The sequence below is a fragment of the Cohnella yongneupensis genome (assembly GCF_042655785.1).
GTDB classification, from domain to species: domain Bacteria; phylum Bacillota; class Bacilli; order Paenibacillales; family Paenibacillaceae; genus Cohnella; species Cohnella yongneupensis.
Genome location: NZ_JBHSNC010000053.1, coordinates 44,150 through 58,735, shown reverse-complemented (window position 1 = coordinate 58,735; position 14,586 = coordinate 44,150). Strand labels below are relative to the sequence as shown.

General features: G+C 55.1%; 14 protein-coding genes. 3 read left to right on the top strand and 11 right to left on the bottom strand.

From position 1 onward, the window contains the following. Positions 1 to 3 precede the first annotated feature (3 nt). The 3 genes from ACFPQ4_RS18245 to ACFPQ4_RS18235 form a co-directional block, all read right to left on the bottom strand. Entirely contained in the window at positions 4 to 294 is a 291-nt protein-coding gene (locus ACFPQ4_RS18245; RefSeq protein WP_378113319.1) for a DUF3817 domain-containing protein, read from the bottom strand. A gap of 85 nt (positions 295 to 379) precedes the next feature. Further along, complete coding sequence (locus ACFPQ4_RS18240; RefSeq protein ID WP_378113318.1) at positions 380 to 1,330, bottom strand: RluA family pseudouridine synthase; 951 nt, start codon at positions 1,328 to 1,330, stop codon at positions 380 to 382. Then, positions 1,323 to 2,252, bottom strand: a complete 930-nt coding sequence (locus ACFPQ4_RS18235; protein ID WP_378113317.1) for an ArsR/SmtB family transcription factor — start codon at positions 2,250 to 2,252, stop codon at positions 1,323 to 1,325. Before ACFPQ4_RS18235 ends, ACFPQ4_RS18240 begins: the two co-directional genes overlap by 8 nt. Before the next feature lie 180 nt (positions 2,253 to 2,432). Between ACFPQ4_RS18235 and arfA the strand changes: the two genes are divergently transcribed. Further along, the gene (gene arfA, locus ACFPQ4_RS18230; protein ID WP_378113315.1) at positions 2,433 to 3,947 is read left to right on the top strand and encodes an arabinosylfuranosidase ArfA; all 1,515 of its coding nucleotides are present in this window, start codon (positions 2,433 to 2,435) and stop codon (positions 3,945 to 3,947) included. A 152-nt stretch (positions 3,948 to 4,099) separates the two neighbouring features. After that, positions 4,100 to 4,417 carry a hypothetical protein gene (locus ACFPQ4_RS18225; RefSeq protein ID WP_378113314.1) on the top strand — a complete coding sequence of 106 codons (318 nt, stop codon included), beginning with the start codon at positions 4,100 to 4,102 and terminating at the stop codon, positions 4,415 to 4,417. Between the two features lie 78 nt (positions 4,418 to 4,495). On the opposite strand, the gene ACFPQ4_RS18220 is transcribed toward ACFPQ4_RS18225, so the two are convergent. The 5 genes from ACFPQ4_RS18220 to ACFPQ4_RS18200 form a co-directional block, all read right to left on the bottom strand. After that, positions 4,496 to 5,302: a pyruvate, water dikinase regulatory protein gene (locus ACFPQ4_RS18220; RefSeq protein WP_378113313.1), complete on the bottom strand. Its 807-nt coding sequence runs from the start codon at positions 5,300 to 5,302 to the stop codon at positions 4,496 to 4,498. Positions 5,303 to 5,313: 11 nt separating this feature from the next. Continuing rightward, positions 5,314 to 5,955: a helix-turn-helix transcriptional regulator gene (locus ACFPQ4_RS18215; protein WP_378113361.1), complete on the bottom strand. Its 642-nt coding sequence runs from the start codon at positions 5,953 to 5,955 to the stop codon at positions 5,314 to 5,316. Between the two features lie 54 nt (positions 5,956 to 6,009). Then, on the bottom strand, positions 6,010 to 6,657 hold the full coding sequence (gene fsa / locus ACFPQ4_RS18210) for a fructose-6-phosphate aldolase (RefSeq protein WP_378113312.1): 648 nt from the start codon (positions 6,655 to 6,657) through the stop codon (positions 6,010 to 6,012). A 562-nt stretch (positions 6,658 to 7,219) separates the two neighbouring features. Then, positions 7,220 to 8,728: an alpha-glucosidase/alpha-galactosidase gene (gene melA, locus ACFPQ4_RS18205; RefSeq protein ID WP_378113311.1), complete on the bottom strand. Its 1,509-nt coding sequence runs from the start codon at positions 8,726 to 8,728 to the stop codon at positions 7,220 to 7,222. A gap of 118 nt (positions 8,729 to 8,846) precedes the next feature. Further along, positions 8,847 to 9,746, bottom strand: coding sequence for an AraC family transcriptional regulator (locus ACFPQ4_RS18200; protein WP_378113310.1), 900 nt, complete (start codon positions 9,744 to 9,746; stop codon positions 8,847 to 8,849). 214 nt (positions 9,747 to 9,960) lie between these two features. Here ACFPQ4_RS18200 and add point away from each other — a divergent pair, with 214 nt between their 5' ends. Next, on the top strand, positions 9,961 to 11,019 hold the full coding sequence (gene add / locus ACFPQ4_RS18195; protein ID WP_378113309.1) for an adenosine deaminase: 1,059 nt from the start codon (positions 9,961 to 9,963) through the stop codon (positions 11,017 to 11,019). Positions 11,020 to 11,700: 681 nt separating this feature from the next. Here add and ACFPQ4_RS18190 read toward each other — a convergent pair. From ACFPQ4_RS18190 to uxuA, 3 genes are all read right to left on the bottom strand, one after another. Next, entirely contained in the window at positions 11,701 to 12,684 is a 984-nt protein-coding gene (locus tag ACFPQ4_RS18190; RefSeq protein WP_378113308.1) for a sugar kinase, read from the bottom strand. Further along, positions 12,681 to 13,325: a bifunctional 4-hydroxy-2-oxoglutarate aldolase/2-dehydro-3-deoxy-phosphogluconate aldolase gene (locus ACFPQ4_RS18185; protein ID WP_378113307.1), complete on the bottom strand. Its 645-nt coding sequence runs from the start codon at positions 13,323 to 13,325 to the stop codon at positions 12,681 to 12,683. Before ACFPQ4_RS18185 ends, ACFPQ4_RS18190 begins: the two co-directional genes overlap by 4 nt. Positions 13,326 to 13,501: 176 nt before the next feature. Next, entirely contained in the window at positions 13,502 to 14,554 is a 1,053-nt protein-coding gene (gene uxuA / locus ACFPQ4_RS18180) for a mannonate dehydratase (RefSeq protein WP_378113306.1), read from the bottom strand. Between the last annotated feature and the right edge of the window lie 32 nt (positions 14,555 to 14,586).

The following is a 14,586-nucleotide window of genomic DNA, read 5'->3' as shown; positions in this document are numbered from 1 at the left end:
AAGTTATTCGAGCACGCGCAGCTTCCGATCGAACACGAACGGTCCGAATGGCAACAACGCGCAAATAAATCCGATCGCCGATTGCTTGAACGACAGCTTGCGGACCACGAGCGCGTTCAATAGCGCCAGCAGGTAGAGCGAGAAGAAAAAGCCGTGCATGATCCCGACGACTTTAACCGCTTCGGGCATATCCGCCGCGTATTTAAGCGGCATTGCGATTAACAGCAACACTAAAAACGATAGCGCCTCGACCGTTCCGATCGCGCGCATGCGCCCGATTGGCGTGTTTCCCATTGCGACTAGCCCTCCGAAGATGAGTGAGATGATATACCCATCATAGCAAGCGATTTGGGCTAATGCCATGTCTGAAACGTGAACTTTACACCCGCAACCCGATCCGATCCGCCACGGCCTTCATCTCCGCCGGCAGCGCGGCTTTGAACTCGCGCCCGTCCGGAAGCACGATGCGCCAAGCGTGCAGCAGCTGGTGATTGATATCGCCGTAACGTCGGCCTCCGTATTTGATATCGCCGAGCAACGGGTGGCCGATGCTCTGGAAGTGCGTGCGGATTTGATGCGTGCGTCCGCTGACGAGCTCTATCTCGACGAGCGAATAAGCAGCTCCGGGTTGAAGTACGCGATAATGGGTGATGGCCGACTTCGCGCGATCCGCGCCGCCGTGGCGCTCGGCATCTTCAGCCGTATGTACGACATGCGTCCGGTTCGATTTCTCGTCGCGGATAAGATCTCCGGAGAGCGTTCCTTCCCCGGTCAAATGGCCTTCCACGATCGTCACGTAATATTTGCTGAGCTCGTGCTTTTGAATCCATTGGTTAAGCTGATGCAGCATGCCCGCGGTTTTGCCAACCAATACAAGCCCGCTCGTGTTCCGATCTAGCCGATTGGCGGTTGCCGGCATGAACATCGGGCTATCCAGTTCGCCCTTCCGGTACAGGTATGCATGCACCCGATTGACTAGCGTGTCCTTCTGGTCCGCTTGGTCCGGATGCGTCAGCATCCCCGTCGGCTTGTTGACGACGAGAAGCTCCGCGTCCTCGAAAGCAACGTCGATGTTCGCGTTCACGCCGACGTACTTCGTCTTCTTCTGGCCGATGCTAGCTTCCTTGTAGGCTTCGTCCTCGACGTAGATCGTAAGCTCGTCCCCCGCGACCAGCTCGTAGTTTTGATTTTTGCGCTTGCCGTTCACTTTAACTTTGCCCTGGTCGATCATCTTGTATATTTGCCCGAGCGGAATGTTCGGCATCAAGTTCCTTAGGAAGCGGTGCAGCTTCTTGCCGCCCTCCGAGTTCGATACTTTGCGGTTAATCATCGCTTGCTCTCCTCTTGCTGTAATAAGCGCGTAATTGAATATCTTGATTATAGTTGCCAAAGCCCGCGCCATACAACGTCAAGCCTCCGACATGCGCGGCATCTTCCTCCACGGCGAACCGCAGCGTCCAAAATCGATCCTCCAGCCGCAAATCCCCGAGCTTCGTGTTCGAGATCCGTTGACCGTCCATGTACGTGCCCGACTCGTTCACTCTAAGCACTTTCCATAATCCGTACTGATTAAGCGGCGGAGCCCACCAATCTGGCGTGTAACGTCCGCGCGATTCCGTGCCGAAATCTCCGGGGCTTGTCCATTCCCCAAGCCGCGTTCCATTCAAGTAAAACCGAATGTCCGACGGCCATTGTTCGTTCGAGCCGGGTGCCTCCGACGCGATTTCGAACGAAATTTCGAGCTCGACGGGTTGCTGGCTCGCCAACAAATAATTCGGAACCGTATATTCGACAAATCCGCGGCCGAACCATAGGATCGCCGCTTTGACCCGCTCCGGATCGAGAAAATAACGAGGGTCGTCGTAGTGGCCGATCAGCTTCTCGCGCGTCGCGAGCCCGCACGTCGGGAACGCCTCGAACGCGGTATAGTGTCCGACCTGAATAGATTGCTCATGATACACCCGTTCTTCCGCGACCGTATGCGGAAGCGTAATCTCGACGCCCGTCTGCGCGAGCGAACACATTTTGTGCGTTCCTCCGGCTTTGCGCACCATTTTCGTCTGCACGAGACCCGCCAGCTCCAGCTTACGGATATGCATCGTTACGATCGCGCTGCTTAGCGACATCCGCTGCGCGATATCTTTTACGTTCATATGCGCGTCGGCTAACAGTTCGATAATTTGCAGTCGCACGTCGCTAGCGAGCGCTTCGTACAACGGCAACCACTTGCGATCCGTATTCGCCTTGAGCATTTTCATCCTCCGTCCGACCATTCTGCAATATAGATTAATATAAATATAAATTCAACAAAATGCAATGAATGTTTAATTTTCAGGTTGAAATTCGATTGCGGATCGGTTTTAATACATTTGAAAGCACTTTTTTGTTTGCTAATTAATTAAAATATTAATCCTGAGGAGTTTGATGGATTTATGACAACGCAACATGCGGCTAAAATGATCGTCGACAAAGACTTCAAAATCAGCACGATCGACGACCGCCTATACGGCTCTTTCATCGAACATCTCGGACGCGCCGTATATGGCGGCATATACGAACCGGGACATCCGCAAGCCGACGAGAACGGCTTCCGCCGCGACGTTCTTAAGCTTATTAATACGCTTCGCGTGCCGATTATCCGATATCCGGGAGGCAACTTCGTATCGGGCTACGACTGGAAAGACGGCATCGGACCGAAGCACCTTCGTCCTAGACGGCTGGAGCTCGCTTGGCGCACGATAGAGCCGAATCAGTTCGGCATGAACGAGTTCGTCGATTGGAGCCGCGCCGCGGGCACCGACGTCATGTGGGCGATCAATCTCGGCACGCACGGCGTAGACGAAGCGCGTAATATCGTCGAGTACGCGAACCATCCTTCCGGCTCTTACTGGAGCGATCTTCGCGCAAGCCATGGTTACGCCAAGCCGCACGCCATCAAAACTTGGTGCCTGGGCAATGAGATGGACGGACCTTGGCAAATCGGGCATAAAAACGCGGTCGAATACGGACGCGTAGCGTTAGAGTCGGCGAAAGTCATGAAGTGGGTCGATCCGACGATCGAGCTCGTCGCTTGCGGCAGCTCAGGCCGCGGAATGCAGACTTTTCCAGAGTGGGAAGCTACGGTGCTCGACCATACTTACGAACACGTCGAGTTTCTTTCGCTGCATAGCTACTACGGGAATCATGAGAACGATACCGCGACTTTCCTCGGCCGATCGCTGGAGATGGAAGATTTCATTCATACCGTGGCCGCGACTTGCGATTATATTAAAGCGAAGAAAAGAAGCAAAAAGAAGATGATGCTAAGCTTCGACGAATGGAACGTCTGGTTCCACTCCAACGATGCGGACCGCAAGATCGAGCCTTGGCAAATCGCGCCTCCGCAGCTTGAAGACTTGTATACGATGGAAGATGCGCTAGTCGTAGGATGTCTGCTCATCGCGCTGCTGAAGCATTCCGACCGCGTCAGAATGGCTTGCCTCGCCCAGCTCGTCAACGTCATCGCTCCGATCATGACCGAGAACGGCGGCCAAGCTTGGGCGCAGACGATTTTCTATCCGTACATGCATGCCTCCGTATACGGCCGCGGTCAAGCGCTCGTCCCGCTCGTCCAATCGCCGAAATATGATACGAAGGACATTACCGATATTCCGTACCTGGAATCGATCGCCGTCTACAACGAGGATGCCAGCGAAGTAACCGTCTTCGCGGTTAATCGGGATCTCGCGAACCCGCTCCCTCTCGAAGTCGATCTGCGCAGCTTCGGCAGTTGCCACGTTATAGAGCATCTCGTGCTGGAAAACGGCGATCTGAAAGCGACGAACGACGCCGCGAATCCGAACCGCGTACAGCCGCACAACGGCGGCAATGCAGTTGCTGACGGCTCCAAAGTTACCGCTAATTTGAACAAAGCATCGTGGAATGTTATCCGCCTCGGCCTTAACTAACGATCAACCTCGCCCCGCACGGTCCCCCTACGGAGGCGAGGTTTCTATTGTAATATCCCATAATTAATCTTAGAATATCTACCAATCGTCCAAAAGTTATGTTATACTGTAAGCGCTACCAAGCAAACATCTTTCTAAGGGGGATTGGAACGATGACTGTAGCACTGCAGCAAAAAAACGTATACGAGGACTTCGATCCAAAGTCGGACACGTTGTTTTTCAAAGTAGGTACGCATGGGCTGATCAGCTTCCACGGACGGAACTATAACATTAAAAAGAGAATGTCCGCCGACGAAAGAAACCGACTGATCGCGGATACCGGAACTTTCTTCCGCGTGTCGTCGGACTGCTACGTGAACATCCACAACATCTCGTCGCTTGGCGACGCAAACATCTTCTTCGGCGATTCTTCCAAACGCGTATCTTGCTCGCATCGGAAGCTGCAAATGATTCGCGAGAAGCTGGCCTAACGATCGGTCGCCTCACAAGATGAAAGCCCGAGTAAGTTAAGGGATTCGACTCCCTTACTCACTCGGGCTTTTCTTTGTTCACACGATCATATCCATAATAAGTCCGGCCGTCTCTTCGATCGCCTTTTCAGACACGTCGATGATCGGGCACTGCAATCGGTTCATCATTTCCGCCGCGAACGCGAGCTCCTTCTCGATCCGCTCCATCGACGCGTAATGCGCGCGGCTTGGAAGCCCTAGCGCTTTGAGCCGTTCGGTGCGGATTTTGAGCAGCCGGTCCGGATGCATCGTCAGACCGACGGTCAGACCGTTCGTCTTGGCGAACAACTCCTCCGGCGGCTTAACCTCGATGGTCAGCGGATAGTTCGCCGTCTTGATCCCTTTGTGCGCGAGGAAGATGCTGAGCGGCGTCTTCGACGTGCGGGACACGCCGACGAGCACCACTTGCGCTTGCAGCAACCCTCGGGCGTCTTTGCCGTCGTCGTATTTGACCGCGAATTCGATCGCTTCTATTTTCCGGTAATAGTTATCGTCCATCTCGTGCAACAATCCCGGCTTATACTTCGGCGAATCGTTGAACGTATCGATGAAAGCTTGCATCATCGGGCCCATGACGTCGACGGCTCGGACGCCGTGCCGGATCATCTCTTCCCGCATCGTCTCCCGAAGCTCCGGCTGCACTAATGTATAAGCGATAAACCCGCCGTTCGCCGCCGCTTCCGCGATGATCGCCTTGATCTCGTCCTCGTGCTTGATGTTGCCGTAGCGTTTAATTTTCACTTGCTCCGTCGCGAATTGGCGAGTCGTCGCCCGCGCTACGGCTTCCGCCGTCTCGCCGATCGCGTCGGAACATACGATTATGATCTTTTGTTTATCTTCCGGCATCATCCGTCCCCCTACTCGGCCATATAGCCTGACGTCAACTCCACCAGTATATTCGTCATATTGGTTTTGGTAATCCGTCCGACTACCTCATAACGATGACGGTCGCCGTGCAAAGTTACGACCGGCATGCCGCCGACCTGATGATCGAGCATCTTCTTCGCCGCGTCGAGCGCCGAATCTTCCGGCGATACCGTGACGATGCGCGTGGAACGCGTCATGACCATGCTGATCGGAATCGTCGCCGCGCTCGGATTGCCGAGCGTAACCTTCAATAAATCTTTCAGCGATACCATGCCCGAAAGCGCACCATGCTCGTCCGTCACGGTCAAGAAGCCCGTATTTTCCATGAACAAAGCGATTACCGCATCGTTCACCGTCGCGCTCTCCTGAATGACGACCGGACGATTCATGACGTCTTTGACTTTAAGCTGCCGGAGCCGTTCGTTCAGCTGACCCTCGGTAGTCATCACCTTGCCGAGAAAATAGCCGACTTTCGGCTTGGCGTCAATATAGCCCAGCATCACCAATACGGACAAATCCGACCGGATGGTCGGGCGGCTAATCCCGAGGGCTTCCGCGATCTGTTCGCCGGTTATGGGCGCGTGCTTCTTCACTAGCTCTACGATCGTAAGCTGCCTAGAAGTGAGTTCTATACTCGCTACCTCCTTCGGGAGAAAGCCTCGACGCGAAGTGCTAGCCGATCAGCTTCATGGTTTCGGCACTTTCTCCCAATCTTTAAGGAATCGTTCGATTCCGATATCCGTTAGCGGATGTTTCCATAGCGCCGGCAACAACGTGCCGGGGATCGTCGCGATATGCGCGCCGGCGAGGGCGGCTTGTTCGACGTGTCCGATGCCGCGGATGCTTGCCGCGATAATTTCGGACTTAAGTCCATATTGATCTAGCACTTGGCGAAGCTCTTTGACAAGCTTCATGCCGTCTACGCCGATGTCGTCCAAACGGCCGACGAACGGGCTGATGTAAGTAGCTCCCGCTTTGGCGGCCATCAGACCTTGCGCAACGCTGAAAATCAAAGTGACGTTCGTTTTGATGCCTTCAAGGTATAGTTGGTGCGTCGCTTCAAGACCCGCTTCCGTCATCGGCAATTTAATGACGACGTTAGGCGCCCACGTAGCGATGTCGCGCGCTTCCTTCAGCATGCCCGCTACGTCGAGACTGATGACTTCCGCGCTGACCGGACCGCTGACGATCGCGCAAATTTCTTGGATCACGTCTTTAAAAACGCGACCTTCCTTAGCGATCAGCGTCGGGTTAGTCGTAACGCCGTCTACCAGACCTAGCTTCACGATTCTTTTGATCTCTTCCACATTACCAGTATCCAAGTAAAATTTCATCTCTTTAAATCCTCCCTGAAAGTAAATTCGGATTTTTGCATAAGTAATGTATATCACATTCCTATTTATGACACAATATATAAATTGATTAAATGCATGGTGAACATATATGTTGTAAAAATGTCGTAATATATCGGATGGTGCGTGAAACATGCGGCGGCGCGGTTTCGACGCTCTAGCATCGTGTGGCGCGGTTACATGGAGCTCCAACATAGTTTCGGCGCTCTAGCATCGCGTGGCGAGATTGCATGGAGTTCCGGCGTAACTTCGGCTCTCTAACATCGTGTGGCGCGGTTGCACGTCGCTCCGGCGCAACTTCGGCGCTCTAGCATCGTGTGGCGAGGTTACATGGAGTTCCGGCGTAACTTCGGCGCTCTAGCATCGTGTGGCGCGGTTAAATGGAGCTCCAACGTAGTTTCAGCGCTCTAGCATCGCGTGGCGAGGTTGCATGGAGATCCGGCGCAACTTCAGCGCTCTAGCATCGCGTGGCGAGGTTACATAAGAAGGCTAAAAAAAGGATTGCCCCCGCACGCATAGCGCGCAAGAAGCAATCCCGTCTCTTTTAATGGGCCGATTTAGCCCGCTCTTTGCCTTTATCCGCTTCGCCGGCGTTTTTCGTCGCAGCTTCGCGGTCTTGCTGCATCTCTTCTACAGACTTCACGTGCAGGCGAGCCGCGCCGCGGTAGCCTTCTCGCGTCGGAACGCGCTTGCCGGACGCGAGTCTAGCCTTCGCTTCCTCGATCGCCGAGCCATACTGCGGCAGCCAACGCTCGCCAGCGACGAGCATCACGTCGACCATCTGCCAGATCTCGTTCGGATTGCACACCGCGCCTACTAGCGGATCCATCATGAACGCTTGGCGCAGCAGCTTATCGTCGCCATGCACCGCGGCCTCGACGGCTAATCGTTGAACCGAGATGCTCACGTTGCACACCGCGGCCGGTCCTAGCGGCAACGCGCCTACAAGCGGCATCGAGATGCCGTTGCGATCGACGTAACCCGGCGCTTCGATAATCGCGTCGTCAGGCAGATTGGTTATCGTGCCACGGTTAACGACGTTGAAGTGTCCGCGGTATACGCGCCCCGTCTCCAATCCTTCGATAATGTACGAGCCGTGCTCATGGCTCCGGTTCTCGGACGCATAGACGAGCGCCGGCTCCTTCATCCAGTTCGGAAAATCGGTTTCGAACCAATTGCGCCCTTCCGTACAGACGCGCAGGTACCCGCCCGTCTCGCCGTTAATCCAGCTTCCGAGATCGATCCATTGCTCGATTTCGTCCAGACGCTTGCGGTACCACGGCACGTACTCGCTCAAGTGGCCGTTCGATTCGGTACTGTAGTAGCCGAAGCGGCGCAACATGTCGATCCGAACCTTTTCGGTCCGGCTGAAGTCGGGGTGCTTCTCGAAAGCCTCTAACAGCTTGCCCGTCATATCTTCGCCGTTATGGCGGATCTGGACGTACCAAGTCTGATGGTTAATGCCCGCGCAAATGATATCGACTTCTTCCGTCTTGAGGCCGAACGCTTCGGCGATTTGCCAATGTCCGCCTTGCACGCCGTGACATAGTCCGACCGTACGTACGCCTCCGTATTGATTGCACGCCCACGTCAGCATCGCCATCGGATTCGCGTAATTCAGCAACAGCGCGTCCTTGGCAGCAACTTCCCTAATGTCTTTGCAAATGTCGAGCATAGCCGCAATGCCGCGTTGCCCGTACATGATTCCACCCGCGGACAGCGTATCGCCGACGCATTGATCGACGCCGTATTGCAGCGGAATGTCGATGTCGGTCGCGAAAGCTTCGAGTCCGCCGACGCGGATCGTGCAGATGACGTAATTGGCGCCCCCCAGCGCCTGACGCCGGTTCGTCGTCGCTTCGATCCGGATAGCCAGGCCGTTCTCCGCGATATCGCGTTGGCACAGCGCGGTCACCATCTCCAAGTTGTGAGCGTTAATGTCCGTAAAAGCCACTTCGATGTCTTTGAACTCCGGCACGCTAAGCAAATCTCTCAGCAATCCCCGCGTGAAGCCGATGCTCCCCGCTCCGATGAACGCGATTTTGAAAGCCATACTTGTCGCCCTCCGTCATATGCATGCTTGATTATGAATATGACTACATTGTATAGGCGTATCCGGATAAAGCGTTATCAATATCATGACTTCCTGTTGCCCGCGCTGTCAGAAATCATCACTTTCCACGAATATCGTACAACTGCGTGTCTTTCGAAAGACGATAGTCGATCGGAGTAACTCCGGTATGTTTCTTGAATATCGCGTGAAAATATTGCCGGCTTCCGATCCCCACGTACTCGGAAATGTCGGCGACCGGAATGTCCGTACTGCGCAGCAGCATCTTCGCCTTGTCCATCCGGAGCGAGGTTAAAATTTCGATCAACGTCTTGCCGGTATTCGACTTAAAGATTCGCTGCAAATAACCCGGATGCAGGTTGACCGCGGCTGCGACGTCTTTCACTTGGATGTTACGGTCGTAATTTTGGTGCAAATACGCCCAACACTGCTTCACGTACACTTCCGTTGGCTGATTCATAAGCGCATCCGTCTCCGCACGCAGCCGGCCGATTCGAATGAGCAACTGGGACAGTAACAGTCGATCGAGCACTCCGCCGTCTCGGCCCTGGTTGTCCAGTTCTACGACCAAGCCGCGAAGCGCGTGATATACCTCGTCAGGGTCTTGCAGCGTGAAAAACGTATCCGCCGACGCCAAGAGCGACGCCAACGCCGGTTCTTCTTCCGCCAGCTCGCGAATCGACGGAAAAATACCCGCATGCCGCTCAAATCCGAACTCTACGTTAAGCATCCGGCACGATTGCTCCACGACTAGCCTATGCCGCGTATTGGCGTCAAGCAGGATGAATTCGCCCTTTTGCAGCTTGAGCGATCGATGTCCGGACGGGGACTGTTCCACTTCAACCTCGCAGTTGCCCTGAATCACGTACATGATCTCGGTGGAATCATGCTGATGAAAACCCATGGTAAACCCGTTCCATTGCTTATAATAATAGGCGAAAATCCGCGGTAAATACCGGTCGTCGCGCAGCGCTGCGCAGAATAAGCTCCCTATAGCCATCGTAACCTCCGCCGAATCGTCTGCCTGCGGCAGACGGCTGATACTTGTAACTATGGATGCGAATGACGATTCAGTCAATCCGAAACGGTAGAGTGGAAAAATATCTGACATAGAGGTCACGCTAATGCGTTCTTCTCTTGAATATTCAGAAAATTATGTTACTTTATATAACAACAATCTAAGAGTATTTCGACAAGATGGGGGGATATGTACAATGAAAGAGCTGCATTGGTTGTCCGAGATGCCCAAAGTCGACCTTCATGTACATTTGGACGGCTCGATCGTACCTGAAACGTTAATCGCGCTCGCCCGTTTTCAAGGGATGCCTCTTCCGACTTTCGATCCTGTCTCGCTTCTGCCTTACATGCAAGTCGGAGAAAATTGCTGCGAGAACTTGGCTGACTATTTAACGAAGTTCGATTTCGTGCTTCCCTTCCTTCAGACGGGAGACGCGCTTGCCTACGTCGCCACGGAGTCGGTCAGGCAAGCCGCCGAATGCGGCACCAAATATATAGAAATTCGATTCGCTCCACAGTTGCATCGCCACAAAGGTTTATCGGTCGAAGATGCGATTCGCCATGTTGTTCGTGGATTAAAATTCGGAGAGCATCAGTATGGCGTAAAAGCCCGGGCCATCGCGATTTGCATGAGGCATCACGGAGCCGAGGCGAATCTCGAAGTTATCGATGTAGCGGCCCGATATTGGGGACATGGGCTTGTCGCCGTCGATTTGGCCGGCAACGAAGCCGCCTATCCGGCTGCATTATTCCGAGACGTGTTCGCAAAGGCGCGCGAGATCGGCATTCCGATTACGATTCACGCCGGGGAAGCCGCCGGTCCCGACAATATCGAGGAAGCGGTGCTTCAGCTTGGCGCGCGGCGAATCGGACACGGGGTGAGGGTACGCGAGGATGACCGCGTATTCGAGTTGGTCCGCGACCGGCGTATTCCGCTCGAGCTTTGTCCGACGAGCAACATTCAGACAAGAGCGGTTAGCGGATGGGATGATTATCCGATCCGAGACTATTACGATCGCGGCTTGCTGCTTACCGTGAATACGGATAATCCGGGTGTATCGGGAACGAACATAACGCAAGAATATCGCGCGCTCGTCGAACGGTTCGGATTCACGCCTCGCGAGATCGCCGGCTTGATTATGAACGGCGTGGAGGCTTCTTTCCTGGAGCCGGATCTGAAGGACGCGCTTCGGCGGGAGATGCGGGGCAGTCTTGATCGGTTGCTGAGCGTATTGGAAGAGTCTCGCACGGGATAGTGGGCAACCATCGAGCTATTTGGATTTGGCGAATCAATGCTCGGCAGCACGCGATAGCGCGGTTTCAGCGAGTTACTAAGTTGGTTTTGGCTCGAAGGCACGCGATAGCGCGGTTTCAGCGAGTTACTAAGCGAGTTTTGGCTCAGGGGCACGCGATAGCGCGGTTTCAGCGAGTTACTAAGCGAGTTTTGGCTCAGGGGCACGCAATAGCGCGGTATCAGCGAGTTACTAGGCGAGTTTTAGCTCAGAGGCACGCAATAGCGCGGCATCAGCGTGTTACTAGGCGATTTTTGGCTCGAGGGCACGTAATAGCGCGGTATCAGCGAGTTACTAGGTTGGTTTTGGCTCGAAGGCACGCGATAGCGCATCATCAGCGAGTTACTAAGCAATTTTTGGATCGAGGGCACGCAATAGCGCGGTATGATCGAGTTGCAGGGCGAGTTTTGGCTCGAGGGCACGCAATAGCGCGGTATCAGCGTGTTACTAGGCGAGTTTTGGATCGAGGGCACGCAATAGCGCGGTATCAGCGAGTTACTAAGCGAGTTTTGGCTCAGGGGCACGCAATAGCGCGGTATGATCGAGTTGCAGGGCGAGTTTTGGCTCGGGGGCACGCGCAAAATAGCGCACGACCACACAATAAAGGGACGGTGAGGATTCCCCCTCGACCGTCCCTTCACCTTGTTACCTCGTCACTTCTTTGCCGCCGGAGATGAGCCGCAGCAGCTCCTCGCGCTTCGGCAGCCCTTCCCAGTCGCCTTTAAACTGCGTGGCAATCGCGCCCATATGGTTCGCGCGCTCGAGCGCTCGCAGAAGATTATCGTCTTCGGTTAGCTCGCCGAATTCCAGAACACCCGACAAGAAGCCCGCAGCGAACGCGTCGCCTGCGCCTACCGTATCGACGACGCGTTTGACCGTATACGGCGCAGCTTGAACGACCTGGTCGCCAGCGAAGCCCATCGAGCCTCGCTCTCCGAGCTTCAGCACGACTGCTTTCGGGCCCATCGCCAGGAAGTGCGCTCCGTAAGCCTCCTCCGACATGACGCCCGCCAGAAACTCGGCTTCTTCGTCGCCCGGCATAAAGATGTCGCACAACGGGATGAGAGACAGCAACGTCCGCCGCGCCGCTTCCTCGGTCCACAACTTACGGCGCAAGTTCGGATCGAAGCTAACCGTCAAGCCAAGTTCCCGCGCGCGCTTCATGGCAACGCGGATCGCATCGGCCGATTGCTCGCCTAGCGCGGGCGTAATGCCCGTCACGTGAAGGTGCTTCGCGCCTTCGAACCACGCGTCCGCCACGTGCTCCGGCGCTACCTGGCTCATCGCCGAACCGCGACGGTAATAGTACACGTTCGGATCGCCGTAGCCTTTGAACTCTTTGAAATAGAGCGCGGTCGGATAACGGGCGTCACGCGCGACCTGCGACACGTCGATTCCTTCGCCCGCAAGCGTCGACTGTATCACGTCCCCGAACGGATCCGCGCCTAGCCGGCTGACCCAGCGAACTTTAAAGCCCAGCCGGGATAATCCGATCGAGACGTTCGATTCGGCTCCCGCGATCGTACGCGTGAACAGCGGCGCGTAAGCTAACGCCCCTTCGCTCATCGGTTGCATCGATAGCATGCTTTCCCCGATCGTTACGACGTCGATAGCCTGCGTCGCTGTCATACCGACTTCGCCCCTTGCACCTCGTTCACGTAAGATCTCGCAAGCTCGGCGAGCGCGCCGAATTTACCGTCTTTAACGAACTGCTTGTCGACGAGGTTGCCGCCGAGACCTACGGCGATCGCGCCCGCCGCAAGAACCTCGCGAATGTTGCTCAAGTTAACGCCTCCCGTGGCCACCATCGGAATATGTCCGAGCGGCGCGCGGATTTCTTTCAAATAGTTAATGCCAAGCGAGCCCATCGGGAACACTTTGACCGCGGTCGCGCCAGCTTTGTACGCGCGAACGATTTCGGTCGGCGTCATCGTGCCCGGCCATACTTCGACGCCTTGATCGACGCCATAGCGAACGACTTCTTCGTCCAAGTTAGGAGAGATAATATACTCCGCGCCCGCGGCGATCGCTTCTTTGGCTTGTCCCAAGTCAAGCACCGTGCCCGCGCCGATCCGCATGCGATGGCCGTGTTGCTCGCGGAAGCGCGAAATCATGCCAAGAGCTCCGTCGGTGTTTAAAGTCACTTCGAGGAACACGATTCCTCCGTCTGCCAATGCTTGCGCCGTGGCATCTCCGGATTCGGCGGAAATCCCGCGGATAATAGCTACGATTTTCTCGCGTTGCAGCGATTGCATCAATTCGGAAGACATAATAAGCTCCTTTGCGGACGAAGGACGAATCGATCGAATCGATCGATCCGCCCTCCGCTTTTCGTCGTTTTGCCATCTAGTGTACCACCATGCGTCCGATCGTGCCACTACATTCCGTTATTTTATCGTTTGGTTAGGTTTGAAAATGTTCGATATGGTTCGAGTCATATCCGATTCTATCGCCGTTCCCGCTCTTTCGTGAGCGCCTCCCACATGCCGTTCAAATAAACCGCGCCGAGCGCCCGGTCGTACAAGCCGTACCCCGGCTTGCCGGTTTCGCCCCAGATCATGCGGCCATGGTCCGGGCGAACGGGACCGTCGTAGTCGACGTCGCGCAGCGCACGAACGACTTCCGCCATATCGATCGAGCCTGCGGAAGACAGATGCGCGGACTCTTCGAACGAACGCTCGCCCGAGAACCGGATATTCCGGCAATGCATGAAATTGATACGCCCTTCCCGTCCGAAGCGGCGAACGATCGCAGCCATGTCGTTAGTTGGTTTGGCTCCGAGCGAACCGGTGCAGACGCACAAGCCGTTCGACGGACTATCGTACAGCGCCAGGAACCGAGCGAGTGCCTTCTCGTCCGTAATGATGCGCGGCAAGCCGAAAATCGGCCAAGGCGGATCGTCCGGATGAATCGCCATCTTTACCCCGACTTCTTCCGCGATCGGCATAATAGCGCGTATGAAGTAGGCCAAGTTATCCCACAGCTTCTCCTCGTCGACCTGCGCGTACTGATCGAACAGCAACTGCAAATCTTCCTTGCGATAGCTGCTGTCCCAGCCTGGCAACTGAAGCTCGCCGGTGAGCGGATTCATGCGCTGCACGACTTCTTCCTCGTAAATCAACGCGGTAGATCCGTCCTCGAGCTCATAATCGAGCTTGGAGCGCGTCCAGTCGAACACGGGCATGAAGTTGTAGCAGACGATATCGATTCCGGCGCGAGCCAAATTCCGAATCGTCTTCCCGTAGTTCTCGATATAGCGGTCGCGACTCGGAAGCCCGAGCTTTATGTGCTCGTGTACGGGAACGCTTTCGATGACGCTGAGTTCGAGCCCCGCGGCTTCCACTTTCTCTTTTAACGCGACAATCGTCTCATAAGGCCATTCTTCGCCGACCGGCACGTCGTAGACCGCGCTGACAATCCCCTTCATGCCGGGAATTTGCTTGATTTGCCATAGCTTGACCGGATCGCTGTCGCCGAACCAGCGGAAAGTCAAATACATGTAAGTCCCCCCTCTAAGTGCGTAAAATCCCG